Annotated in this window: 29 protein-coding genes and 1 pseudogene; 3 read left to right on the forward strand and 27 right to left on the reverse strand. The window is 40.2% G+C overall.

Translation table 11 applies throughout. From position 1 onward, the window contains the following. Positions 1–156: 156 nt before the first annotated feature. From CTY48_RS11535 to CTY48_RS11570, 8 genes are read right to left on the reverse strand one after another with little or no spacing between them, the layout of a single operon-like run. Complete coding sequence (locus tag CTY48_RS11535) at positions 157–804, reverse strand: 3-oxoacid CoA-transferase subunit B (protein ID WP_099468634.1); 648 nt, start codon at positions 802–804, stop codon at positions 157–159. After that, complete coding sequence (locus CTY48_RS11540) at positions 794–1453, reverse strand: CoA transferase subunit A (RefSeq protein ID WP_099468635.1); 660 nt, start codon at positions 1451–1453, stop codon at positions 794–796. The genes CTY48_RS11535 and CTY48_RS11540 overlap by 11 nt, the downstream gene beginning before the upstream one ends. A gap of 11 nt (positions 1454–1464) precedes the next feature. Then, positions 1465–2643, reverse strand: coding sequence for an acetyl-CoA C-acetyltransferase (locus CTY48_RS11545; protein WP_099468636.1), 1179 nt, complete (start codon positions 2641–2643; stop codon positions 1465–1467). Between the two features lie 16 nt (positions 2644–2659). Further along, the gene (locus tag CTY48_RS11550) at positions 2660–3493 is read right to left on the reverse strand and encodes a BKACE family enzyme (RefSeq protein WP_099468637.1); all 834 of its coding nucleotides are present in this window, start codon (positions 3491–3493) and stop codon (positions 2660–2662) included. An 18-nt stretch (positions 3494–3511) separates the two neighbouring features. Then, positions 3512–4450: a cyclase family protein gene (locus tag CTY48_RS11555; RefSeq protein ID WP_099468638.1), complete on the reverse strand. Its 939-nt coding sequence runs from the start codon at positions 4448–4450 to the stop codon at positions 3512–3514. 46 nt (positions 4451–4496) lie between these two features. Next, positions 4497–5279 carry an SDR family NAD(P)-dependent oxidoreductase gene (locus CTY48_RS11560; RefSeq protein WP_099468639.1) on the reverse strand — a complete coding sequence of 261 codons (783 nt, stop codon included), beginning with the start codon at positions 5277–5279 and terminating at the stop codon, positions 4497–4499. 15 nt (positions 5280–5294) lie between these two features. Beyond that, positions 5295–5642, reverse strand: coding sequence for a cupin domain-containing protein (locus CTY48_RS11565; protein ID WP_099468640.1), 348 nt, complete (start codon positions 5640–5642; stop codon positions 5295–5297). A gap of 27 nt (positions 5643–5669) precedes the next feature. Beyond that, entirely contained in the window at positions 5670–6614 is a 945-nt protein-coding gene (locus tag CTY48_RS11570) for a 3-hydroxyacyl-CoA dehydrogenase family protein (protein WP_099468641.1), read from the reverse strand. 193 nt (positions 6615–6807) lie between these two features. Here CTY48_RS11570 and CTY48_RS11575 point away from each other — a divergent pair, with 193 nt between their 5' ends. Continuing rightward, positions 6808–7701 carry a LysR family transcriptional regulator gene (locus CTY48_RS11575; protein WP_099468642.1) on the forward strand — a complete coding sequence of 298 codons (894 nt, stop codon included), beginning with the start codon at positions 6808–6810 and terminating at the stop codon, positions 7699–7701. Between the two features lie 238 nt (positions 7702–7939). On the opposite strand, the pseudogene CTY48_RS20065 reads toward CTY48_RS11575, so the two are convergent. The 3 genes and pseudogenes from CTY48_RS20065 to metF form a co-directional block, all read right to left on the reverse strand. After that, positions 7940–8230, reverse strand: a pseudogene (locus CTY48_RS20065) (PH domain-containing protein). A 151-nt stretch (positions 8231–8381) separates the two neighbouring features. Continuing rightward, positions 8382–9407, reverse strand: a complete 1026-nt coding sequence (locus tag CTY48_RS11585) for a right-handed parallel beta-helix repeat-containing protein (RefSeq protein WP_099468643.1) — start codon at positions 9405–9407, stop codon at positions 8382–8384. Positions 9408–9771: 364 nt separating this feature from the next. Continuing rightward, entirely contained in the window at positions 9772–10632 is an 861-nt protein-coding gene (metF, locus tag CTY48_RS11590; protein WP_099468644.1) for a methylenetetrahydrofolate reductase [NAD(P)H], read from the reverse strand. 220 nt (positions 10633–10852) lie between these two features. Here metF and uraA point away from each other — a divergent pair, with 220 nt between their 5' ends. Beyond that, positions 10853–12127: a uracil permease gene (gene uraA / locus CTY48_RS11595; protein ID WP_099468645.1), complete on the forward strand. Its 1275-nt coding sequence runs from the start codon at positions 10853–10855 to the stop codon at positions 12125–12127. A gap of 158 nt (positions 12128–12285) precedes the next feature. Here uraA and CTY48_RS11600 read toward each other — a convergent pair whose 3' ends face one another. The 11 genes from CTY48_RS11600 to CTY48_RS11655 all read right to left on the reverse strand — a co-directional run bounded on the left by CTY48_RS11600 (position 12286) and on the right by CTY48_RS11655 (position 20158). Next, positions 12286–12762: a hypothetical protein gene (locus tag CTY48_RS11600; RefSeq protein WP_099468646.1), complete on the reverse strand. Its 477-nt coding sequence runs from the start codon at positions 12760–12762 to the stop codon at positions 12286–12288. Between the two features lie 92 nt (positions 12763–12854). Next, on the reverse strand, positions 12855–13160 hold the full coding sequence (locus CTY48_RS11605) for a nucleoside triphosphate pyrophosphohydrolase (RefSeq protein WP_099468647.1): 306 nt from the start codon (positions 13158–13160) through the stop codon (positions 12855–12857). A 379-nt stretch (positions 13161–13539) separates the two neighbouring features. Continuing rightward, the gene (locus tag CTY48_RS11615; RefSeq protein WP_099468648.1) at positions 13540–14058 is read right to left on the reverse strand and encodes a GNAT family N-acetyltransferase; all 519 of its coding nucleotides are present in this window, start codon (positions 14056–14058) and stop codon (positions 13540–13542) included. A gap of 193 nt (positions 14059–14251) precedes the next feature. Further along, entirely contained in the window at positions 14252–15028 is a 777-nt protein-coding gene (locus tag CTY48_RS11620) for a sugar phosphate isomerase/epimerase family protein (protein ID WP_099468649.1), read from the reverse strand. 26 nt (positions 15029–15054) lie between these two features. Further along, a complete protein-coding gene (locus CTY48_RS11625; protein WP_099468650.1) occupies positions 15055–15330 on the reverse strand; it encodes a DUF1905 domain-containing protein in 276 nt (91 codons plus the stop codon). 30 nt (positions 15331–15360) lie between these two features. Continuing rightward, positions 15361–15816, reverse strand: coding sequence for a pyridoxamine 5'-phosphate oxidase family protein (locus tag CTY48_RS11630; protein WP_099468651.1), 456 nt, complete (start codon positions 15814–15816; stop codon positions 15361–15363). 65 nt (positions 15817–15881) lie between these two features. Beyond that, positions 15882–16109, reverse strand: a complete 228-nt coding sequence (locus tag CTY48_RS11635) for a hypothetical protein (RefSeq protein ID WP_099468652.1) — start codon at positions 16107–16109, stop codon at positions 15882–15884. Between the two features lie 94 nt (positions 16110–16203). After that, complete coding sequence (locus tag CTY48_RS11640) at positions 16204–16983, reverse strand: PhzF family phenazine biosynthesis protein (protein WP_099468653.1); 780 nt, start codon at positions 16981–16983, stop codon at positions 16204–16206. Positions 16984–17113: 130 nt separating this feature from the next. After that, on the reverse strand, positions 17114–17788 hold the full coding sequence (locus CTY48_RS11645; RefSeq protein WP_099468654.1) for an HAD family hydrolase: 675 nt from the start codon (positions 17786–17788) through the stop codon (positions 17114–17116). A gap of 128 nt (positions 17789–17916) precedes the next feature. Further along, positions 17917–18768, reverse strand: coding sequence for an arginase family protein (locus CTY48_RS11650; RefSeq protein ID WP_099468655.1), 852 nt, complete (start codon positions 18766–18768; stop codon positions 17917–17919). A gap of 208 nt (positions 18769–18976) precedes the next feature. Further along, positions 18977–20158, reverse strand: coding sequence for an MFS transporter (locus CTY48_RS11655; protein WP_099468656.1), 1182 nt, complete (start codon positions 20156–20158; stop codon positions 18977–18979). Positions 20159–20342: 184 nt separating this feature from the next. On the opposite strand from CTY48_RS11655, the gene CTY48_RS11660 reads away from it, so the two are divergent. Beyond that, entirely contained in the window at positions 20343–21245 is a 903-nt protein-coding gene (locus CTY48_RS11660) for a helix-turn-helix transcriptional regulator (protein WP_099468657.1), read from the forward strand. On the opposite strand, the gene CTY48_RS11665 is transcribed toward CTY48_RS11660, so the two are convergent. The 5 genes from CTY48_RS11665 to CTY48_RS11685 are packed head-to-tail and all read right to left on the reverse strand — an operon-like array spanning position 21228 to position 26345. Further along, the gene (locus CTY48_RS11665) at positions 21228–21905 is read right to left on the reverse strand and encodes a TIGR00266 family protein (protein ID WP_099468658.1); all 678 of its coding nucleotides are present in this window, start codon (positions 21903–21905) and stop codon (positions 21228–21230) included. The two genes, CTY48_RS11660 and CTY48_RS11665, sit on opposite strands and share 18 nt — an antisense overlap. 39 nt (positions 21906–21944) lie before the next feature. Further along, a complete protein-coding gene (locus CTY48_RS11670; RefSeq protein WP_236354902.1) occupies positions 21945–22673 on the reverse strand; it encodes an Ig-like domain-containing protein in 729 nt (242 codons plus the stop codon). A 13-nt stretch (positions 22674–22686) separates the two neighbouring features. Beyond that, positions 22687–24069 carry an ABC transporter permease gene (locus tag CTY48_RS11675; protein WP_099468660.1) on the reverse strand — a complete coding sequence of 461 codons (1383 nt, stop codon included), beginning with the start codon at positions 24067–24069 and terminating at the stop codon, positions 22687–22689. Then, entirely contained in the window at positions 24056–25603 is a 1548-nt protein-coding gene (locus CTY48_RS11680) for a COG1361 S-layer family protein (RefSeq protein WP_099468661.1), read from the reverse strand. Before CTY48_RS11680 ends, CTY48_RS11675 begins: the two co-directional genes overlap by 14 nt. After that, positions 25587–26345 (reverse strand): ABC transporter ATP-binding protein, encoded by a 759-nt coding sequence (locus CTY48_RS11685; RefSeq protein ID WP_099468662.1) that lies wholly within the window; start codon positions 26343–26345, stop codon positions 25587–25589. Before CTY48_RS11685 ends, CTY48_RS11680 begins: the two co-directional genes overlap by 17 nt. Positions 26346–26350 lie beyond the last annotated feature (5 nt).

A 26350-nucleotide genomic window follows, 5' to 3' on the forward strand; every position in this document is an offset into this window, starting at 1 on the left:
GCTCCCGTAATCATTATTGAATTACACTAAAATATTATACCACACTGTAAAAATCAGGTCAAATAATACGTGTTTTTCATTTATGTCAAACAAAAAACCAAGTCTGCGATTTGAGCAAACTTGGTTTTTCCTATATTTTTATATCTCTTTCGCTTTTTAAAACTGTCTCACATTCTCCGGTATAATCAAAGGTGCCTCCGTTTTCTCGACAACCTCTTCCAACGTTGTACCCTCTGCGATTTCCCTCAGTATGAGCCCTTCTTTTGTCACCTCGATTACGGCAAGTTCTGTCACAATCTGGTGCACCTTTTCCACTGCCGTTGCAGGCAGGGTAATCTGCTTTAAAATCTTTGGTGAGCCATCCTTTGCCGTGTGGGTCATCGCAATGATAACCTTCTTTGAGCCGGTAACCAAATCCATTGCACCGCCCATGCCCGGTACCATCTTGCCCGGTATGATATGGCTTGCAAGGCTTCCCCGTTCATCAACCTGAAGTGCGCCAAGTACCGTCATATCAACATGACCCCCGCGTATGATTGCGAAGGAGGTTGCGCTGTCAAAATAGCATGCTCCCGTCTCAACCGTGACGGTTCTTCCTCCGGCATTTACGATATTTCGGTCTGAGGACTCCTCCGGCACAACAGCGCCCATTCCCAGAATTCCGTTTTCAGACTGCAGACAGATCGTAACATCCTCAGGAGTATAATCCGCCACCATTGTAGGCAGACCGATTCCTAAGTTTACGACATGTCCGTCTTTCATCTCCATCGCTACTCTTTTCGCTATCTTTTCCTTAACCGACATGAGGTTCACCTCCTACCAGATAATCCACAAAAATTCCCGGCGTTGCGATTAACTCCGGCTGTAATTCTCCAACCGGCACAATTTCCTCAGCAGCGACGATTACGGTCTCGGCAGCCGTTGCCATAACCGGATTAAAGTTTCTGGTCGTCGCCTTATAATAAACATTTCCTTTTTCATCGGCAACGGAGCCGCGAATCAGCGCAAAATCTGCCTTCAAAGGTTTTTCTAAGAGATACTGCTTTCCGTCAATCTCCAAAACCTCTTTTCCTGCTGCCACCTCAGTCCCAAGACCGGTCGGGGTCAGCACGCCGCCAAGCCCTGCTCCGCCTGCTCTGATTTGTTCTACGAGAGTCCCCTGGGGCACCAATTGCATTTCGATTATTCCGTCATGCATCATCTGGCCTGCCATAGGATTCAAACCAATATGAGATGCTATCATCTTTTTTACTAGGTTTGCTTCCAATAAACGTGCTATCCCGGTTCCCGGTGTCCCGCTATCATTTGCAATAATTGTTAAATCCTTAACATTTTTTTCAATTAGTGCATCAATTAAAATTTCAGGTGTTCCGTTGGACATAAAACCGCCAATCATAATAACGGAACCATCTTTAATTGCTGCAACTGCCTCCTGTGCAGATACCATCTTCATATTCATTCCACCTATCGTTCTATTACAATCGCCGTGCCCATTCCGCCGCCGATGCAAAGTGTCGCAAGACCTTTTTTCGCCTCTTTTCTTTGCATTTCAAACAGCAGGGAAACTAAAATTCTGGCGCCGGATGCTCCTATCGGATGTCCAAGTGCAATGGCACCGCCATTTACATTTGTCTTCTCCATTCCAAATCCTAAATCTCTGCACACTGCAATCGCCTGTGCCGCAAAGGCTTCGTTTGCCTCGATTAAGTCAAGCTCCTCTGCGGTAACACCCGCTTTCTTCATCGCAAGCTTTGCCGCAGGGACAACGCCGAGTCCCATAACCTCCGGCTCCACTCCGCCTGAGCCGTAGCCGGTAATCTCAGCCATAATCGGAAGTTTTAGTTCCAACGCCTTTTCCTTGGAACAGATAACAAGCATTGCCGCTCCGTCATTGATGCCGGAAGCATTTCCTGCTGTGACTGTTCCGTCCTTTTTAAAGGATGGGCGCAAGTTTCCAAGTGTCTCCGCTGTTGTTCCAAACCTCGGGAATTCGTCTGTATCAAAGATTTTTACCGCGCCTTTTTTCATTGGAATCTCAACCGGTACAATCTCTTCCTTAAAACGCCCTTCTTGGATTGCTTTCTCTGCTCTTTGCTGGCTTATCGCTGAAAATTCATCCTGCTCTTCTCTGCTGATTTGATAACGCTCTGCAATATTTTCAGCGGTAATTCCCATATGGTAATCATGGAAAGCATCCCACAATCCGTCATTTACCATTGAATCTACAAGCTTCTCATCGCCCATCTTTTTACCAAAGCGGTGATTACTAAGAATGTACGGCGCATTTGACATGCTCTCCGCACCTCCTGCCAAAATAATGTCCGCATCACCTGCTTTGATAATCTGTGCCGCTATTGAGATTGCTCTGAGACCAGAACCACATACCATATTGACACCAAATGCAGGTGTTTCAATAGAAAGCCCTGCTTTTAATGCAATCTGTCTTGAGATATTCTGTCCAAGCCCCGCACTCAGCACGTTGCCGATTACCACTTCATCTATCTGCTCCGGTTTCAGTCCTGCGCGGCTTATTGCTTCCTTGGCAGCGGTGGCACCTAACTCCACCGCTGATATGCCTGCAAGACTTCCGCCAAAGCTGCCTACAGCCGTTCTTGCTGCTCCGGCAATTACTACTTCTCTCATACGTCCTCCTTGCACTCTACACTCCCAATATCTGTCTTGCTTCGTCAGGAGTTGCAACCTGTTTTCCGAATGCTTCGATTGCAGTCTTTGCACGTTCCACAAATTCCACATTGGATTTTGCCAACTGTCCCTTGCTAAACAGAATGTTATCTTCCATTCCGACACGGATATTTCCGCCCAATGCCAATGCCGCATACATAATCGGCAAATGTCCTTTTCCGATTCCAAGTGCACTCCAGGTTGACCCTTCTGGTATCAGGTTTTTCAGATAAACCAAGTTTTCTACCGTTGCAGGCATTCCTCCTGCCGCTCCCAGTACAAACTGGAAGTGTAAAGGTCCTTTTAATACTCCTTTTTTCAGATAATAGAGGGCATTGTAAATCATACCTACGTCAAAAATTTCAATTTCCGGCTTTACTCCGACATTCTGCATCGTCGTTCCGAGCTTCTCCAAAAAAGCAGGGCTGTTTTCAAACACGGTATTGTGCTGCCAGTTCATGGAACCACAATCATAGGAAGCCAGCTCCGGCTTTAAATTGATAAAAGGCATCATTCTCACGTCATCCGTCAGTCCGATTCCACCTGAGGTTGTAAGGTTTAACACAATGTTGCAGTCCTTTTTCTGACGAATCAGATTGACGGTTTCTTCAAATTTATTATAGTCCATCGAAGCATTCGCATTGTCATCGCGGACATGAATATGTGCCACCGATGCGCCTGCTTTCCAGCATGCATATACTTCCTCGGCAATCTCGCTTGGTGTAATCGGCACATAAGGAGTATCCTCCTTTTTCGGCCATGCACCTGTTGTTGCCACTGTCAAAATAACTTTATTGCTCAAATCGCTCATACTTGCCTCCCGCTTATCTTACATACAACCGCCGTATGTATAGGTTCTTTCCGGTACATCATTTAAATCTTCTTCGTCAATCTCTGCAACGCAGCGAACCATGGAGCCGTCTCCCATATACCAACGGATTGGGAAACAGAAAAATCTAAAACGTTTGCCGGAAACCTTATCTAAGTTACCACCAAGGTTCTCAACACCAACGATACCGTGTCCAAGCATTTCCTTGTGGCATGGCTCCCATGTTCCCCAGCAGCCGATGTCTTCTAATTCACCGAACTTTTCATCATAAGCCTTCTGTCCGTGAAGCTTGATATATAATTCTTTATCAAATTCTGCGTATGCTTCCTCGCCGAATTTCTCGATATATTCCTCTGTAATCGGCTTTCCGGATGCTCCCAGAAGGTTCATACGTGTCATTCCGTTATTTCCCATAGCGGTGTGCAGCGGATGATCAAGTGCCTGCATATCCATTGCCACGCATTTTACTTTATGCTTTACAAACCATTTTCCTGCATCAATTCCTGTTCCGCAAGAATAGTGGTAGTAATCCTTGGAATCGTCAAACTTACGGTGCATACCTGTATTTAAGCATACTACCATTCCTTCTAATTCCTCCGGTTTGATGTTTGCACGCTCACATGCGTCCTCTAAATGCTTTTCTGTGATAAGTCCCCAAGGCTCAATCTGAATCTCAAGACAAACCGCATCTCCTGTGTATGCATCAACCGGCATTTCATGTGTGTAACGTGCTCTCTTGCCGTCAAATTCTTTTTCCATAACATGACGAGGTGCGTCACAGTGAGTGCCTGTATGCATTGTACAACCAATATACTGTGTTAAAACACCACCCTTTGCCAAGGTGTGCTTGCTGTCAATTACCGGCTTATCAAAATATGGCCAACGTGGGATCTCCGCGCTGAATGGATGTGTTAAATCTACAAATACTTTTTTACTCATTTTATATTCCTCCATAGGTTTTCTTTTTTTTAATTGTTAAAATAATTTAGTTTGCCCAATATCCGCCGTCTACCGGAATGTTTGCTCCTGTGATGAAATCACTTGAGCTGGAAGCTAAGAATAACGCTGTTCCGACAAAATCTTCCGGCTCGCCTAAGCGTCCGATTGGAATACGGGTTAAGAACTTCGTGCTTGCCGTATCATCATTGAACATCCACTCTGTCAAATCAGAACGGAATACCGTAGGGTTAAAGGTGTTTACATTGATGCCGTACTCACCCCACTCACATGCAAGTGACTGTGCCATCAGGTCAATTCCTGCCTTTGCTGTACAGTATCCGGTGTAGTTCTTCATACCAATCTTAGAACGTGCAGAAGAAACTAAGATAACTTTTCCGCCCTTTTTCTGGTCTACCAAAACGTGACCTACATATTTACAGAAGAGCCATGTTCCCTGCACATCAGCGTCAATGATAACTCTCCAATCTTCCAAGGTGTGATTTAAAATGGATTTCGGGCTGTTGTATCCTGCTGCCGTCACCAAAACATTGATTTCCTTAAATGTCTCAACCGTATCCTTCACGATACGCTTTACATCTTCTTCTTTTGCAGGATCGCCTACGCTGTAAGCGCATTCAATTCCTTCTGCCTTTAATTCCTCACATAATGCCTTTAGTGATTCTTCTTTTCTTCCGGTTGCCATAACTTTCATTCCAGCAAGACCGTAGCCCTTTGCAATTGCTTTTCCAAGTGCTCCTGTTGCTCCTGTGATTAAAGCTACCTTTCCCTTTACATGAAACATATTGTCTACAAAATTCTTGTCTAACATCTCGTTTCTCCTTTCTTACTGCGGATAATTGATAATAACCAGCATCGTTGCAGGGCTATTTGATTCGTTAATTAAGTAACGTCCTTCGTTTGGTGCAAAGGAAATGCTTTCATTTTTATGTATCACATATTTCGTACCCGCCTTGTCTGTAACGGTCATTTCCCCTTCCAAAACGTAATATACCTTCTCCAACGGATTGTCCTCATATGCGTATTCCGCGCCGCCTCCAGGAAGAAACGTGGATAATCCCATCCAGAATTTCTCTGCTCCTGTCTCTTCCTTGCCGTGAATTCTCATCGCGGTCATTTTAAAATGTCCCGGTGCATCATAAGCCTTTAGTTCTTCCAATGTTCTCTTTACCATAGCCTTGCTCCTTCTCTTTTTTTATTTTTAATCATATGACTTGCTTACTTCTAATTGCTTTAACAGACGTCTGTTAAACTGGTTCTGTATTTTAAGCCTATCGGAATCAGGATATTCAAAAAAGCCTCTGCCTGTCTTAAATCCTAATTCTCCTTTTTCAACCTTATCGCGAAGCAATGAGCTTGCATGGTCGGAACGGTCCATATCTGAAAGAAGGTTATCGCCTACTTTACACCAGATATCCAAACCTCCGAAATCTGCAACCTCCAGTTGTCCCGTCGTCGCATAGCGAAATGCCGGACCGAATTTCAATGCAGTCTCGATATCCTTTGCATCCGCAGCACCCATTTCCATCAAGGAAAACACCTCTCTTGCGATGCCTTGCTGAATGCGGTTTGCAAGAAGCCCCGGAATATCCTTTCGCACCTTTGCAGGTCGTTTTTCAATGGAGCGGTATAAATCCTCTACCTCCTGATAGCGAGCCTCCTCCATATTCCCGAAAAAGGACAGCTCCACAAGCGGAATTAAGTGCGCCGGATTGTACCAATGACAGACCATCACTCTTTTCTTATTTTTCTCATCAAGCTTCTCTGTCAGTTTGGAGAAAGCAATGCTTGACGTGTTGCTCGCAAATATGGTATCCTCACGGCATATTTGAATCAAGCTGTCAAACAGCTCCTGCTTTAGTTCAGGTACCTCAGGAATCGCCTCAATAACATAGTCTGCATCCTTAGCAGCCTCTGCCAAATCTGCATACAATGTTATGTTGTCCAGTGCCTTCTGCTCCTTCGCTTCGTCTAGTACACCTTCAGAAACCAAAAAATCATATTGATGTTTGATTTTTTCTTTACAAATGTTTCTCACTGCCTCGAAACTCTCATAAACGGATACTTTGTAACCATAAAGAGCGAAACAGCCTGCAATGGCATGCCCCATCGTCCCGGCACCTACCACTGTGATGTTTTGTATCATGTTCTTCCTCCTTTCAAAATAGAGAATGTGCAAAGTACATTCTCCGCGCCCGAAAGTCTTTTGAAATCACTTGGTTATTTTGACCAAATCCAGTGACTTTTTCGCTTTTTTGTTGTAAAATAAGTGTAACATATCGCCAATATTAAGTGAAATTCATAAAATTCATTACAGTTATGACAAAGAGGAGACCAACATGAATTTATTTCAATTTGAATATTTTATTACACTCGCTGAGACGCTCAGTTATACAAAAGCTTCTCAGAAATTGCATATTTCCCAGTCAACGCTCAGCAAAATGATTATTAATCTGGAACATACCATCGGTTCCCAGCTTTTTATCCGGAACAAAAGGGATGTTAAACTGACAACCGCGGGTAAAATCTATTATGATGAAATCAAAAATATTTTAGATACTTATGAGGGAACGATACGGAAAATTCAGAATATGGAAAACGGTACGACCGGAGTAATCAACTTAGGATTTCTTGGAACTGCGCTTGTGGAGCTGCTTCCGTTTATCATCAACCGCTTTCATGAGCACTATCCGACAATCAGAATTAACCCTTTAGACTACACCTATTCGAAAATTATGGAATCACTGTTTAACAATGAGATTGACATTGCAATCTTGCCGGATTTGGAACTGGAGCATTTTCCAAATCTGGCAAAGAAGCCGATTTTTAAGGACAGCATGTGCGCCGTTGTGCATAAAGACCACCGCTTTTCAAAACTTGATAAGATTAATATCGCCGATCTCAAGGATGAGCCTATCGTCAGCATGGACCCGAAGGTATCGCGTCACGACAGCTCTCTCATCAGCAATATTTGTATCAAGCAAGGATTTTTCCCAAATGTGATCTATGAGGCAAACAGCCTGTTAAATATGCTTGTGATGGTGGATTGTCAGGTAGGAATCACGATTATGGCAAGTCACATGAAGCACTTTGCCACAGATACTGTGAGATTTGTACCGATTGCCGGTTTGGAGAATAGCTTTCATGTCGTATGTGTCCACAACAGTACGACAAATGAGAGTGTGCCAAAGCTTTTGGCAGTGATTGATGAATGTTTTCCACCGGAAAACTGATGATATATTCTTTACATTTAACAAGATGTGTGTAAAATTCCAAAATGAACTTACGATAAGACGGAATACTATACTTATAAGATAATCAGTAATAAAACTTACTAAGAGCCCGTTTAGATATCAATATCTAAATCAGGCTCTCTCTTTTTTGTTATCCTTAACAAAGGCTACCATTTACCCCTTTTAATAAAAGTCATGAAACACATAATCAAAAATATCAGTAAACTATAAAGTAATATTATAAAATCATTTCTCCAATGGTTCTTCCGATAGAAGCAATATCGCTGGTGCCAGTAAATTCAAATTTCACTTTACCGAGTCCACTGAAATATAATTCTAACTCGCTATCAAGCTCTAGAACACCAGCAGTTTCAACAGAAAATACTTAAATTTTTGAATACGGCAATGAAGAAAAATCTTTTTTCTTTCCTGTAAGCCCTTGTACATTAACTGCAATAATACGCTTATTAGTAAATACAACAAAATCTCGTATACTTTGATAAGCGCCGATAATAGTTTCACCTGTAATAAATAACGGAGCAACCTAAAAACATTACAAAATATATTATTTACGCAGTTGTAGAATTGCAAGGTATCGTAATGAATTTCCCATGATACTAAAAATCCCCCTATCCGGGTTGGATAAGGGGAAATTATGTAATTTTGCAAATAAAAAATTATTACTGATTAAACGAACAATTACTTACCGTTGCACCAACTATTTTGTCTTTACTCGTACCACTTATCGACTTACAATCTGTAAATTTATGCTTTCCTGAAGCCGGAGCTGTTGGAAAATAAAAATTCACATAATTGCTTGTGCCGGTACAACTAGTCAACGTAACATAACCTGTGTTATTATTCTGATCGAAACCCCTCAGTTTATTACCTGTCGCTGAGCATCCTTCTAAGTAATGATTATCAGCCGTATAGTTTCCACCTACTTTAAAACCATTTCCGTTTCCATCACCAACGCCGCTGTAATTTGCCTGGCTGTTATAAACAGATACTGCATTACCGGCTTGATAGAAATCAAATCCATCATCTGAGTTGTATTCTGCAATACAGTCTTCAAAAACATTTCCAGGTCCAATATCTAATTTAGCTGCAAAACCATCCGCATTTTCTCCATTTGTTCCGGAATCGTAATTATAAGTGGATGTAACTCTTGTGATTCTATTATAGGAAGCTCCATTGCTCATCTGAAGTCCTGTATCACAACACTTGGTAATAAAGCAATCCTGTACACGGTTATAATTTCCGCTGATATGGATACCGTTATCTCCTGCATTCTTGATCGTAAGTCCTGCAATAATCCAATAATTTCCGGAAATTTGGAAGCCTCTGTTACTGCTGCTCTCTGCTTGTCCTGAAAAATCAATTACAGGAGCATGTCCGCTATAATTTAGAATTTTGATGGGTTCACTTGATGTTCCGTTTGCTGTTAGCTTAAATGTCGAAGAATAACTATAAGTTCCGTTCAATACAAAAATCGTAGTACCCGCACTTGCTTTTGTCAAAGCTTTTGTTAAGGTCTTGAAAGCAGTTGTTTTCGATGTTCCGTCGTTCGAATCGCTTCCACTTGTTGAAACATAATAATACGTTGTTGCTGCTTTAACCGGTATCTGATTCAAATAAAACATACTAAAAACCATGACACAAGTTAAAATAAAACTGATACTTTTTCTTCCTCTTCCTCTTTTCATTATAATACCCCTTTCTTTCTGATCTATAAAATCCCTCCCCAGTTATTTGGTTCGGTAATTATAGCGAAACAAAATCTATAAATATATTATAATTCAGCAGCATTATTACTATATTTTCTTTTATTACTTAACCGTTTTTGTAAGTATTTACCATTTGTTTTAGTATACCATAAAATAATTTATTTTCAACTGTTTTTTTCATATTTATTTTATATTTTGTTAATTATTTTAATACTTTGTTAATATTTTATTTTTCTTTTTTATCTGTAATAAAAGAAAGACAAGTACTTTATTGAGGTACCTGTCTTTCTTCTTAATTATGTATTCTATTTTTTCTTTATGAATCACTTTCGCCATCCCAATTCTATCTCAGGGTTTTAATTCCCTCGCAAATTCTTCTTGCAACCAATGGATTATTCATTGTAAAGAGATGAATTCCCGCTACATCATGTGCAAGCAAATCCACAATCTGATCAATTGCATAGGCGATTCCCGCATCGAATAAAGCTTCTTTGTTATTTTCATACTTCTGCATCATCTTGCTGAATTTAGCCGGCAGGGAAGCACCGCAAAGGGATACCATTTTCTCAATCTGCGCTTTGTTGATGACCGGCATGATTCCGGCCTCTATCGGCGCATCTATCCCGGCTGCTCTCGCCCTGTCGCAAAAATCATAAAACAGCTCATTGTCAAAAAACAGCTGCGAAACCAAGTGATCCACTCCGCTTTCTGTTTTCTTTTTCAAGTTTAAAATATCCACTTTTGCGCTTCCCGCTTCTATGTGAGTTTCCGGATAGCAGGCACCGCTTATATGAAAGTCTCCCTTCATTTTTACAAAGGCTGCCAAATCACTTGCATAGTGAAAATCATCCTTCTTTTCTACGTCGGGATTGACATCACCGCGCAGCGCCAAAATATTTTCAATACCGGAGTCCTTTAACTCTTCTAAAATTCCACTGATTTCCTGTTTGTTATAATTAAGACAGGTCAGATGTACCAACGGCTCGAGGTGGTATTGATGCTTTATCTTCTTGGCAATCTCAACTGTCTGGTTATTCACACTGCTGCCCCCCGCCCCGAAGGTCACGCTTATAAAATCAGGCTGCAGGCTGCAAAGCTCCTCCAGTATCCCGTCAATGTTTTTCAGCGCAATTTCTTTTTTTGGCGGAAAAATTTCAAATGATAAAACCGGTTTTTTTGTCTCAAATATTGTTTGTATTTTCACTTTTGTTCTCTCCGTTTCATTTGTTTCTTTCACTATACATAGAATTACGTTGTAATTCAAGCGTTTTTTATTTGAGGCTATCGTATCCCTATAATATATTATTAAGCCTGACTTATCAACTTTTATTAATATATAATTTATAATTATTAGTTTTTCCTGTAGAAATATGTAAGAGACTGTGCTATACTTTTTCGTGACAAATTTTAAGGAGGATATTTTCTTGGAAAGCAAAAAAATCATTCAAGTGGAAGACAAAGTATCTGCAAATTTATTAGTTCCTCTCTCTTTGCAACACATGTTTGCAATGTTTGGTGCATCGGTTCTTGTACCAATTATCTTTAACATTAACCCGTCGGTCGTTCTGTTAATGAACGGTATCGGCACACTATTATTTATTCTTATTACAAAGGGCAAGGCTCCAGCTTATCTTGGCTCTAGCTTTGCATTTTTATCACCTGCCGGGTTAGTTATTGCTAGCTTTGGCTATCAATATGCGCTTGGCGGATTTATCGCTGTTGGTTTTGGTCTGTGCGTGTTATCCTTAATTATTTTTAAGTTCGGTGTTAAATGGATTGACGTTGTACTGCCGGCGGCTTCAATGGGTCCGGTTGTAGCTCTTATCGGTCTGGAGCTTGCAGGAAGCGCTGCCAGCACAGGCGGTATCGTTCCAACCGAAGCCGCACCAATCATTGATCCGAAAAATGTACTTGTATTTGTTATCACATTGGCAGTAGCGGTATTTGGTAACGTACTTTTCAAAAAATTCTTTGCCGTTATCCCTATTCTGATTGCGATTGTTGTGGGATATATTGCAGCCTTATTTACCGGAGTCGTTAAAATAAGTACTGTTGTTACAGCACTGCATGCAAATTTTTTCGTTATCCCGAATTTCCAGACACCTCGCTTTAATCTGGAAGCTGTTATCACAATTTTCCCTGTTATTCTGCTGCTTGCTTCCGAGCATATCGGTCATCAGATTGTAACAAGTAAAATTGTAGATCGTGATTTATTGAAAGAGCCGGGATTACACCGTACGCTGTTTGCTGATGGTATTTCTACAATGCTTTCCGGCTTTGTAGGCTCCGTTCCGACTACAACCTATGGTGAGAATATCGGTGTTATGGCTATGACAAAGGTATATTCTGTACAAGTTATCGGTGGCGCGGCTGTGCTTTCCATCCTTTCCTCCTTTATCGGACCGGTTGCAGCATTGATTCAGACCATTCCGGGACCTGTTATCGGCGGTATCTCCTTCCTGCTCTACGGTATGATCGGAGCCTCTGGTATCCGTGTTATGGTAGACGGTCAGGTGGATTACAGCAAGAGCCGTAATTTGACTCTTACTTCCGTTGTTTTCGTAACCGGACTTTCCGGTGTAGCTCTTAACATCGGCAATGTTTCCTTAAAAGGTATGGTGCTTGCATGTATCGTAGGTATGCTGCTTTCACTCTGCTTCTATGTATTTGATAAGCTTGGAATTGCGAATGATAAATAAAGCAGATTTTTAAAATAACAAATGTCCCCTGAGAGCAAAGGCACAAAATTGTGCTTGACTGTCGGGGGACATTTATTTTACTAATTTCGGCCTAAGCCTTTCGTTCGTTGTTGTTTTTACATGATATTTCAATTTATAACGCTTCTGGAAACAGGAACTTATTTGTTCTTCAATTTTACCGGTATAAAGGTTTCCATTTGCGCCCATCCCTGCGCTTTGATAATATCTGCTGGCGTAATGATGTGCCCCATTGCATAATGATTCTGACGGATGTCCAGCATTAAAACCTCTGAATTTTCAATATATTTCATTGCTTCCTTATACAATTTTTCATTCGTTTCTTCATCACCGTCTTTGTAGGCATAGGTTAAATAGTAGCCGCCTTCAAAATCAATTACCTCATTCCCTCCATCATCCATATCTTCACTCAATGCCCATATCCACACCATGCCTTGTTTTTCCTCATCAAAATATAAGAAATCACGGGGCATAAAACGATCTCTATCACATGGTATGATAGCTGAAAAATACTTATCAAATTTTCCCAAAACACCTTCGGGTGAAAAATCAAAATCTTTATCTACCCCTGATGATGCCGCCTTAAAGTCCGGTAATGATATAATCCTAAATTCCATAATAACCCCTCCTAGTTATATTTATAATCTATCTGACAAATTAACAAAGTGTCCATTTTATTTTAGAAGCTTAATTTCAAAAAAGTTCTCTACTATTCTTTTGAAATCAAAAATATCTTTTTATCAAATCCGCCTCGCTCCACATGTTTCTTCTGATATGCCTCCTGCAAAGCTTTTTTTGAATAACCTCTTGCCTTGCATATTGCATATATAACTTCCAGTATATCCGCAAGCTCTCCTAGTGATTTATCCTGTTGGTATTCGAATGCCTCCTCCATAAGTTTTTGGTCTAATGCACAAATATACTCCTCTTCATTCATTATTTTATAATTAGTTTTATATCCTTCCTTTTCTATTATTTGTGGTATCCTATTACGTACTAATTTGTTAAAATTCATTAATGATTACCTTCCCCTCCAAATTCAGTTTTTCTTTAGCCATCCTCTGAAATCGTTTGATTTTACTGGAATTCTCGGCAATTTGTTTTTCTTTATTTTTGTTCTTGCCCGCCGAACAAGGAATTTTTTATGATACCCTGTTGTTTACATCGACATTAAAAGCCGAAACACTACCATTCAATTTATATTTATGGTTTTCTAATATTACCATTTAATGAATTGCTACGCTGTTAAGCTTCATCAACCGTTCCCGCTGCAGCAAACCATCTTCTCTCAATACCCCATTGATGTTTTCCATATTAGACAGACAAATCAATTCATTTATGCTGGCATAATCTCTGATACTTTCAGCATTATCGGTTTTTTCATTATGCCATTGCTATTCCTCCATAACTTTTTTAACCAAAGAATACATTTTCATATCCAGTACTTTACCGTTTTTGACTGCATTACTTCGGAGAAGTCCTTCAAATTGAAAACCTGCTTTTTCAAGCACATGGCATGAGGCGGTATTATAAGCAAATGGCTCTGCAAATATTCTAATAATATCTGTATGCTCAAATATATAACTGCAAGTCTGTTTTACCCCATTTGTTCCTATCCCTTTTCCCCAGTATTGCTCGCTAATATAATAACCCATTTCAGCAGTTCTGAAATGAATATTATCACATCGAAAAACACCAATACTCCCAACAGCTTGATTGTTAATAGTTATTGCAAAAGCAAAAGTTTTTGTTTTATCAGCTGAACGCATTGCAGTTATATATTCTTCGGCATCTTTTACTGTATACGGATATGGCAATCCGTCACGCAAATTATTCAGAATATTCTTATTATTCAACATTTCTGCTAAATTGTCGGCATCTTTTATATTCCATTCTCTGATAGAAGTTTCCATGTCTAAGTCCCCCCCTTTTAATCCAGACATTCCTCTGTAAAGTAGTGCTAATTATAATCCAGAATACCTCAAAAAAACAACAAGGAAATTTGATAGCAAATAGCATTTGTTTCCAGTTTTTCTTACCCTCGATTTTCCTCTTATAAGACTTGCAGACAGCGAGAACAAAATGTAAAATCAAGTAGATCCAGTTTCATATAAATCTATCGTATCTTAATGCTTCCAGTCTTTTAGCTTTTTCAAAAGCTTCATATAAAAATTCTTCTGCAGATAAATCCTTGTACTCCCAGTTCATGGGCTCTAGTGCAGTCGCGCCTGAATAATTCGTTTCTGCAATTTTTTTCATAATTACATCCCAATCAATCGTACCATCAAAGGGTAACTGATGTTGGGCATAACTTCCCCCATTATCATGTAAGTGCAGAGCCATCAATCGGGACCCATACATAGATAATAAATCATCGCTCAAATTGTAATTGTTGTGATGGCAACAGTCATAACAGAAGCCGATATTCGGAGAGTCCACTTGCTCTAATACATATGACAAATTTGCAAAGTTATGTAAGTTTTCCAATGCAACATTGACTCCAAGCCGCCCAGCTTTTTCAGCTATTCTATTTATTCTATATAGTCCTAATGCATTACATGGATGTTTTTCGTCAGGCAAATGTACCACCATTGTAGGAATTTCAAATTCGGCACAATCTGAAATACACTGCAAGTAACAATCCATCAAGGCTTCACCGTTTAGGTTATCCATCCAGAGACTATTTTGGTCTTGAATTGGAGTGTGGATATTTTCTAAAAAAAGGTCTGCATCTCGTGCGATTTGCGGTCCATTACGATAATCATTACGACCAAACCCTTCACTCCACCATAATAAAACACCATCAAATCCAGCCTTTTTTATAAGCTGATAACGTTTCTTTATAGGCAATTCATATCCAAACCAATCATAGATTGTAATCATAATACAATTCTCCCCTTTGTTGTTTTTTAACTTTTCTCTCGCTCCCAAAATGTCACATGAACGGTATCCCCTATTTGTTTTCCGATTTTTGATCGAATGTCCTTCCGCAAACCAATAATGTGACCTGGTGTTCCCATTCTCACAACCTGTCCATCATACGGTTCACCGTCAAATGTTGCATGAACAAGCACACGCCCTTTGCCAAACTCTGCTTTTATATCAAACGGTATTTCTACATATGCTCCGTCTATATCCGGAACCTTATGAATAACTGCGTCAAATTCATATATTTTAGGCTCCATAAAATTTCTCCTTTCACTCAGTAATAAATGCTATATTCCTTTATATTCTTCTATCAGATAACTCTCTTTTTCTACATCCATCATCTCCATATAGGGCGCACTCCCTTTATACACCCATCTTTCAATATAGGTCGGCGTAACCATAAAAAGACGTTCATTATCAAGTGAAGTATACGCATTATATGAGCCTTGGAAACACTCTTTAAAACTATTGCAAAAGTTACTGTTGTCCAGAGGATGCCCCAGCTCCTTGCACACACCTTCAATTTGTATGTTATCAATACATAATGCAACATTGGGATTATTCAATATTTGCTTGTATTTTCTAAGCATTTTATCTGTTTGAAAATAAAAAATACCATCTAATTGAACAACGCTCATCATTCTTGAGGTTACTTTATCATTCTCAGAAGTAGATAAAACCATTTTTCTTCCTTTTCCAAACTCCTCCAAAAATGCTTGAAATTTTTCTTTAAAAATATCCATTTAATCTTTCCTCCCAAAATTGGAATTTGCCAGTTTCATGTTATACTCATAATACATAGTGCATATTACTTTTTTGCTTTTATATATAATATAAGAGATAATATCAAGCATATTGCAGTTGGAGGTAAAAACAATACACTGTTAATTAAAGCATCAAGATCAGCCCCCGCAGAAGCATAGGGATTATACTCTTGAATATTGTAAATATAAAATAAGCCTCCAAAATAACACATTAATAATAGAATTCCAATTCCAAGTAAAATTTTTGACCCTATATTTTTTTTCATCTTCATTTGGCAACCTCCTGCACCTAATATAAATAATCCGAAGTTCAAAACCAGTCGATAACTTTCAAATCTGCCGTGTTCCTGTTACACTCCTAATACGCTATGATATTCTAATATTCCCCTGCAAATACAAAGTAGCTTTGCCTGCAATGATTACCCTATCGTTTTGGTATTCGCAATAAAGTGTCCCGCCTCTTTTTGAAAGCTGTTTTGCAACCATTTTCTCCTTTTTTAATTTTTGTGCCCAAAAAGGGATTAGCGTGGAATGAGATGATCCTGTGACGGGATCTTCTGGAATCCCGGCATTAGGGGCAAAAAATCTTGAAACAAAATCTACTTCCTTACCTTTTGCCGTTACTATAAGTGCAAAACAATCAGGTAGTTTTGAAATTAAGCTTAAATCAGGCTGTAAATCCCTCACCTGCTTTTCAGAGTCAACTAATACAAGCATATCACGAGATAAATGAGCTTCCTGTACTGGTACGCCAATTGCTTGTTCCATGAGTTGTGTGACCGAAATCGGTATCGGCATCCTCGCAGGAAAATCCATTTCAAATAAGTCAACTTTTTTCTCAACCGACAGTATGCCGCTCATAGTATGAAAAACCATTTTCACCGCGGAGTTATCAATAAAGTTGGAGATAACAAAGGCAGCTGCCAGTGTAGCATGGCCGCATAAATCAATTTCTGTTTCCGGTGAGAACCACCGCAAATCGTAATAATCCTTGCGCTTAACAACAAAGGCAGTTTCCGCAAGATTGTTTTCTGAAGCTATGCTCTGCATAATATCATCGTCAAGCCACTCATCAAGTAGGCAAACACCTGCTTGATTTCCTTTAAAAAGTTCATCGGTAAACGCATCTATAATATAATATTTCAAAACGATACTCCCTCCTTCTAAGATAAATAATTAATAGCTAAGCCACCCTGATATATACCATTTTTTCAGTCCGATAAATTCTAATTAATAACTATATATAAATGATTTAAGCAGAATTAATTTTCATAGCCTACATCTCCAAAAAATTCACTACATCAAGCGGTTTTTCTATTTGGAAGAAGTCATGCTTTCGCTTTGAAGGTTGTGTTGTTCCTTCTTGCAAATACCAAGCTGCTTGAGCTGCTTTCATTCCGAGTCTTCTGGCAGTCTCCAGCTCATTACTGCCTCCGTCTCCAACATATATACATTCCTCTGTCTTCACAGAAAAGCCATCCATACATCTTTGGAAAATCTCTGCATCTGGCTTTTGAATCCCCTGTTCATATGAAAGATAAATATCGTCAAAATATTGAAACAGTTCACTTCTTCGTATAACATCCGCTTCTTCTGAAAAACAATTACTTATTAATCCGATTAAAAGCCCTTTTTTTCTCAATGTTGAAAGCATTGGAATAATTTCAGAATGTAAATGTCTAAAACACTCTTCCTTGGTCGCTATACGTTTTTCTACAATTTCCTTTAAAAGCATTTCGGAGTAACAGTGATTCTCTCGGAGAATCATTTCCAATACCTCCTCCAATGTTAATTTCCCTGTAGAGCGCTCATGTTCAGTCAGACACCAAAGTGACTGAAATTTATCTTCTGAAATCCCTGCATCCTCCGCCATTTGTGCTCCAAAATATAGTGGACTATGATAATGAGTAATCAGCGTTTCGAACATATCAAAAATTACTGCTCGTGTCATTATTTTTCCTCCCCACAAATTCCTGTTTGTCTGTACGTTATATAAATAATTGGTATCAAATAATATCTTATTAATGATTGTTTATAAATATAATGCGAAGTTCAAAATTCCCCACAAATTGAAATTTGTCAATCACTAAATATTTTGATGTCCGCAAACATTTTGTGCAGTTTATGCTCATCAAATGGAAGATATTCTGCTATTGAAAATCCGACAACATCGGAATTCTCGGTTATAAACTTCAGTACGCCAGAAAGCTTCTCCATCGTCATCCTTCCGCTGCCGCTGCCATCTCCAACCAGCTCTTGGTTTGCAAAATAGGTAGAGTGAAATAAGCCTGCATCCAACACATCAACATCAAGATGAATCAATATGTGGTCAAAATGACATAAGAAATTCTTGATTTCATCATCTGATATAAACGCCTGTGTCTGCACTTTGTAATCTACATCCATATCTTTTAGAAACTTCTCCTGATAACTGTGCAGGTCTTGTAATCCAACATACAAAATCTCATCAGCTCTGAATTTTTTGTTCTTCATCAGACCAGAAAGTGCATTGTTCCCATGACCCATGAGCGAGCCAAGTACCATAGCATGGGCATTTGGATATCCGTCCTTCACAGTTGATATATCTGGATGAGCATCAATCCAGATAATACCAACATTATCGTAAATTCCATGCAGATAATCAAAAGGAGCTTGTGAAACAATGCAATTACCACCAATTGTGATAATCCTATCCGGTTTGGCATCCTCAATAACTTCAGTCGCCTTCTTTATGCCTGCTATAACCTCATCCTTAGCATAAACTCCATCTGTTACACTGCGTTCCTTCCCGTCGGGCGGAGCAATTTTTACTTTCAGCAAGGGTTGGTGTTCATTTTCGGGAAGAATATGTGCAAGCAGATTTGCACCGAAATAATATGTTTCTAATCCACCGCTTAAATAATCTGGGTACAGTAACCTAATTGTTTTCATATGTTCTCTCCTTTTAATGACTGCTTATAAATATAATGGAAAATTTAACTATTAGAGCATTTTAGGTTTTCTATCTATTAAAAAATCAAATAGAATTTTACCACTAAATTATAGCACCCTTCCCTTTTATTTGTCACCATAATTTAAGGGCATGACGTTAGCCATACCCTTAAGTTCCTTTATATCTGAGAAAAGTTCTCTAGATATCCTATGCAGTTTTCATCCTATTACTTCCCGCAATCCCGGCAAGAAGCACAATCGGGAACACAATTGCTGCCAATATTCCCACTCTCAAATTATCTCCAAACTGCCCTGATACAATACCCACAACTGTTGGGCCGCCAAGACATCCCAGATCACCTGCCAATGCCATAAGAGAAAACATTGCCGTTCCTCCTCTGCTTATCGAAGCGGCTGCCTTACTGAACGTTCCCGGCCACATAATGCCGACGGAAAGCCCGCACACGGCACAGCCGATAAGTCCAAATACCGGTATCGGCACAAACGCAATACACAGATAGGAGGCAATACAAAGCAAGGTGCTTAAATACATAAAACGATCCAGATTTATTTTTTCACCGTACTTGCCATAGAAAACTCTTGATATTCCCATCATAATCGCAAATGTCATCGGTCCTGCCAAATCACCGATTGTCTTACTGATGCCAAGTCCTTTTTCTGCAAAGGTGGATGCCCACTGGCTCACTGACTGTTCAGATGCACCGGAGCATACCATCATGACAATGAGAAGAAGAAATATTTTTTTCGAAAGAAGTTCCTTTAATGTAAGTCCCTGTTCTCCTTCCTCTATCAGGGAAGCAATCGGTACTTTTGCAAACAACAGTGCATTTGCAAGCGGAATAAGTGCCCAGAGTACAGCAAGCACACGCCAGTTGGCAATGCCGAACACACCAAAGTAGAGTGTGGAAAGCAGCACAACACCTACGTGCCCCCAACAATAAAAGGAATGTAACAGACTCATCGCCTTTTCTTTGTTATCTGTCGGGCATGCCTCCACAATAGGGCTCACAAGAGTTTCCAGCAACCCTCCGCCCAAAGCGTATACCATAACAGCTATCAAAAGTCCCACAAACGGATCGCCTAACATTCCCGGCAGCACCGTGAGCAATATTAATCCGGATGCCGCAGAGATATGTGCAATCAGCATCGAAACGCGATATCCGATTTTATCCACAACTACAACGGAGAGCAAGTCCACAAGCAACTGAATGGCAAAATTGATGGTGACCAGCATTGTGATTTTGGTCAGCGGAATGCCATAGCTTGACTGGAAGGTCAAAAACAGCAACGGAACAAAATTATTTATGATTGCCTGCACAATATAGCCGATAAAACAGGCGTAGACAGTTTTATTATACTTATTTTTCATTGAAAGTTCTCCTAATCTTTTCTTGCCGGCTAATTCAGTAACAGCGTTACGAATTACATCTTTCAAGCTTGAAAGGCTGACTAGTAGCATTATATCACAAACACTTCCTCACTTATCTATACTTTTTCGTCAAAACATGATATAATATCGCCAAATATTATTTTATTGGGAAAGGGTGAAAAGCATGCAGATTTTTGAGATTGTCACGGATGATACTTTAAGGGAAACTCTTGCACACGGAACAACAGAGTTTCCGTTTGAATACTATTTTGATGATATCAAAAAATATGATAAGCAATACGTGGAGTGGCACTGGCATAATGAATTTGAATTTTGTTCCGTAGAAAAGGGACCGATTGATCTATTAGTCGGACAAGAGCGCATCCGCATGCAGGAGGGAGACGGAATATTTATTAACAGCGGCATCATCCACCGCTTTGAAGCTCCTCAGGAGGGCTTGATGCCGAATATTTTGTTTGCTCCTGAGTTTATTGCCGCAAAGCACACCGCAATTTATAAAAACTATATTGCTCCGATTGCACTTTCCAAATGCAGCTATATCATGTTACACCGCAATGTTTCATGGCAATGCACGATTTTAGATTTATTAGATATTATATATGAAAAGGCACAAAAGCCTGTACCTATGGGGGAGCTTTTTATTCAAAATCTGGTCTCCAAGCTATGGTTGGAGCTTTTTCCAAATATTCACGACTCTCTTTCTATGCCGGAGGACAGTAAAAATGCAAGAACACAGGCGCGTCTGCAAATTATGCTGCATTTTATCCATGAGCACTACGCGGAGAAAATCACACTTGAGGAGATTGCCAACTCTGCTAACATAAGCAAAAGTGAGGCTCTTCGTTGCTTTCGTTTTGGAGTTTGGACCACACCTGTGGATTATCTCATTCAATATCGCCTTAACCGCGCAAAGGAGCTGCTTCTATCGACCAAAAGCTCAGTCACAGAAATTGCCTTGGAAACAGGATTTGAAAATGCCGGCTATTTTGACCGGATATTCAAGAAAAACTTCTCTGTTACCCCGACAAAATACCGGCATGATTCCTCTTTATTTGGATGGCATTAATCTCATAATTCTTCCTGCAAATTCATTGAAGTTTTGTGTTTGCAGCAACACTTTTCCCGGACCTGTCAGCTTCGTTAAAAACAGACCTTCTCCTCCAAGGAATATATTTTTGATACCTTTTACCGTTTCGATTTCATAGCTGACACTTTTATCAAATGCCACTACGTTTCCTGTATCCACCTTGATTACTTCACCGGGTGCAAGTTCTTTTTCAATCAGGTTTCCGTCAATTTCCAAAAATACAATTCCGTCTCCTGACATCTCCTGCAAAATAAATCCTTCCCCCCCAAACAAGCCTGCTGACAGCTTCTTTGTGAATGTAACTGCTACATTGACACTTGGCTCTGCACACAGGAAAGCTCCCTTTTGACATATAATTCCGGCTTTTTGACGCAAATCAATCGGTACAATCTCTCCTGGCACTGTCGAAGCAAATGCAACGGTTACACCGGAACGTTCTGCTACATAAGTTGCCATAAAAAGGGATTCTCCGGCAAACATTCTGCCAATTCCCTTCATGAGTCCCCCCTTCAGATTTGTATCCATTGTGATTCCCTCTGTCATCCAAGCCATACCACCTGACTGGGTAAACATCGCTTCCCCGGCATCCATTGTCACTTCCACTGCCGGCATAGTGGTTCCTAAAATCTCATATCTCATACTCTTCCTCCATTCATAATTCATCTATTTTAATTATTGCTAATTAAAATCATATTGTGCCACATAATAAATCTTCTTGATTGATGTCAAGTCGTAGTTTTTCACCAATACGTTACTTCCTGAAAATACGAAATCATAAGTCACATATTTTCCCGGATTTATCATAACAGTTGCTCCCGTCGAATCCTGAGTCAGTGCTGATAAATCGGTAAAGGTCTTTTCTGCAATGATAAGTCCTTCATCAGAACCATCCGGCACCGTCACCGCAAGCTTGACATTTGAAATGCTGCTGATTCGAAACGGCTTTCTGTTGTAAACACGGGCTGTATAGTGCAGCTGTCCATTTTTATAATATACCTTCATCGGATAAAAATGAATGTAGCCGCTTTCCAAACTTTTAAGCGACGGAGCGCTTTGCTTGAATTGGTTTGTTTTCACCTTCACCGTACACTTGTATGTCTTGCCGCTTACCTTGGCACTGATTTTTACGGTACCGCTTTTTATTCCGGTTACAACTCCGGTCGAGGACACGGTTGCCACCTTTGTATTGGAAGATTTCCAAGTCACCTTTTTCTTGGCAGAACTTCCTTTTACCTTCAATTTTACAGTCTTTCCCGTTAAAATAGTCGCACTTGTTTTATTTAATTTTACAGCCGCTTCCACGGTTGTGACAGATGTCACTGCCGGCAGTGCAGAAGGCACTGCAAGAGCCATTGCCAAACTCAAGGATAATGCCAGCATAAACCGTTTTAAACTCAATCTTTTCATCCGTATCACTCTCCTATTCATTTCTGATTGCTGCCAAAGGACTTAATCTCATCGCACGAAGTGCCGGGAAAAAGCCTGCCACCATACCAACCAAAACCGCAAAAGCCAATGCTACAAACGGCAGCCATAACGGAATATAGGAAAGAGTTCCTCCGTCTCCGCCAAAGCCCATAAAACCGGATTGTATCTGGTTAACCAAAAACGATATAAAATAGCTGAGGATTATTCCAAAAAAACCGCCGATAAAGCCAATGAAGCCTGCTTCCACTAAAAACATGGTTCTGATATTTCCAAGTCCGCAGCCCAATACCTTGATAATTCCGATTTCTTTTGTACGCTCATAAATTGACATCATCATCGTATTTGCAATTCCGATTGCCGCAACAAAAAGAGAAACTGCTCCAATCCCCCCTAGTATTGCCTGAACGGACTGGTATTGCTTTTGCATTGTTTCCAGATATTCCGCATTGCTTGTTGCCTCATATCCCATAGCGATAATTTCTTTTTGCACCGCCGTCACATTATTCATATCATCCACCTGAACATAGGCTTGAGAATATTCAAATGTGCTGTAAGACTTTCCGCTCTTTGTACTTGGCTGACCGGGTATCGCTTTTCCGCGAAATGCTTTCTGTAACTGAAGCTTTAACGCCTCAATGTCCACATAAGTACTCCACGAATAATCACCATATTCTTCCAAATCCCCTGCCATTGTCGCATTATTGGAAACGATATATTTTTTTGGTGAAGCTCCCTCGCCATTTTGTGCATCATAATATGCATCTACATCAAAAATTACAAACAGAGGCTCATTGACAAGATCTATATCCGGAAGCTCACCTGTATCCCAATAGCTTTCTTCTGTTTTTCGGTTATAAAAATCGCTGATTACCTGATTTCCAAAAACGAATTTCAGGTCCTCTCCCTCTTCGGGAAGTGTTCCCTCTTCCAATGAAATTTTCAGAGTCTTTAACGCCTCCGCAGACATTCCTGTAATATTTAAGTAGCCCTCATAGATGCCTTGCCGTGCAATTGCCGTAGCGTTTAAAATAGGGGAAGCAACCACAACATGCTCTATTTTCCCAATATCCGCAACTGCTTCATCATCCAGTTTCAGGGTATCTGTCACTGCCGTATCTTCTCCCTCCACACTGCTTGCCTTTAATGCAGCACTGCTCATAGTCTGACTGTCTCCGCTGTAATATACGTTGATGGTAGTAAGACCCCCGGATTCTTGTATCTGCTCCATCGTTGATTTATTCAAGCCAAATCCCAGTGACAGCATTACCACAATGGAAGCCGTTCCGATTATTACACCCAGCACGGTAAGTACCGTTCTAAGCTTTCTCCTCCATAAATTAGAAGCGCTCATTTGAATCAAATCAAGAAATTTCATCGTCATCATCCTCAATGTCATCTAGCAGTTCATTTTCCAGCACGTCTTTTTTCTTCTTTTTTCTTATGTAAAAGAAGGTACCTGCACCTGCGCCTGCTGCCACAATTACAATCACTGCAATAATCCATACCGGAAAGGAGCTTTCCTCTTCATAATCCTCGCCCTCAAAATCCATATCCATATCATCTATTATCTCGGTTTCTGCCGATACCATCAGGTCCAGGCTGCGTTCAACCGTCGTAGCATTTCCTGCTTCATCCTCATAGGTGATAAGGATTTTTACTGCACCCTCATCCTCCGTTGCCGCCGCACCTGTCAACATAGCGTCTACATTGCCTGTCTCACCTATATTGATCTTTCCTACAAAGGTATCTCCGCCTGTTACGGAATCAGCCTCAAATTTAACTGAGACATTATACATCGTTGTCTTACCGGTGTTATAAATGCTAAACATAACATTGCTCTCCGAACCAACCTCTATGCTTGCAGGCATAATCTCCGGATCACTCATTTCAAATTTTGCTTCCTGAATTACAGGAATAGAAACATTGGCATCTGACGTGTACTGGTTGTAGGATTCGTCTTCATAATCCATCTTAACACTCAATACATATGGCTTCTGCGTTAAACTTGCCTTTGCATTCATTTCTATCGAGATATCCTTTGTTTCCCCTTTACCGATGCTGTCAATAAAAATGGTGCTGGAGCCTGCTTTCGGAAGAAAAGCTTCCGTCACTGCATTTTCATCTGTTCCGTCCGTTGCTGCCTCCAAATCACATTTTATATTTGATATTGCTGTATTTTGAGAGGTATTCTGAATATGCAATGTCAATGTAAAATCCTCTCCGGCACGCACATCCTCCGGTGAAGTGGAAAAACCTGTCACGATGACTCTCGGCACAGAAACCGCATCCGAATTGCCTGCTGCTCCTTTTTTACCGATTGCCTTCACATAAGTTGTTATCGTAGCCGTTTCCTCTGTTCCGTTGGCATTTTTAAAAATGGCTTCAAAATTAATTGCATAATATCCGGTACTGATATCATCTCTTGCCGTGAACGTGTAGGTTACCTCCTGACGTCTCTCCAACGGGTCACTATTATAGCTTGAACCTAAAAGCTCTGTCAGTTCCACTGCATAACCGGTCTTTTCAATCTCAAACGGAAACGATGCTGTATCCGTCGCGATAACAGGACTGATGATAACATCCGTTATTGTGTATTTGTCCATATTTACCAACGGAAGCACAATGTTTACCTTCTGTCCGTAGGTAACGGTTGGAATCTTCCAGTTATCCGCAAGCATAATTTTGGAATTTACGCTTGCCGTATCTGAATCTGAATCCGTGTCATCTGTGTCCGTATCTGCATCCGCATCGCTGTCTGTATCCTCGCTATCGCTTGACGTAGCAGAACTACTGCTCGTGTCTTGGTCAATGGAACTTGAATCATTAATTTCCGTCGCATGTACAGGTATCGGATAAAGCATAACAACACAACACATAAATAATAGCAATAATTTACTTAACTTCTTCATCAATTTGTTCCTCCAAATTTTGAGCTGTTTCCTCTATTTTAACTATTTTTCCGTCACGGATATGAAAAATCCGGTCAGCAAACCCCGCTAAATGATTGTCGTGAGTAACCATAACCAACGTCTTATTTTGCTCTTTGACAATTTTCTTCATCAACTCCATTACCTCTGCCGAGGTATTGGAATCTAAGTTTCCTGTCGGCTCATCCGCAAAAATAATATCCGGTTCAACCACAAGCGCTCTTGCTACACCAACTCTTTGCTGCTGGCCGCCTGACATTTGCATCGGCTTATGCTTCTTGTGTTCAGATAACCCCACCAAATCAAGCATTTCCTCCGCCTTTTTGAGCCTCGCCTTTCTGTCTGTTCCCCGAAAGGTAAGAGGGAGGGCAACGTTTTCCTCAGCATTCATAGTCGGAAGCAGATTAAAGGACTGAAAAATAAATCCTACCCTCTCCCGACGAAATTTTACCAGTTGGTTTTCATTCAGCTTTTCGATATGTCTGCCTGCAATGACAATCTTTCCCTTTGTCGGCTTCTCCAAGCCTGCAAGCATATTTAAAAGAGTGGACTTACCGGAACCTGAGGTTCCTACAATAGAGCAAAACTCACCTCGATAAATATTTAAATCAACTCCGTTTAATGCAAACACCTTATTTTGACCGATGGAATATACTTTATATAAATTCCGTACTTGAATAACCGGCTTTTTTTTCTTCTCTTCCAATACTCCTCCTCCTTTCATCCGCC

This window comes from Konateibacter massiliensis (assembly GCF_900184995.1).
GTDB classification, from domain to species: Bacteria; Bacillota; Clostridia; order Lachnospirales; family Lachnospiraceae; genus Lachnotalea; species Lachnotalea massiliensis.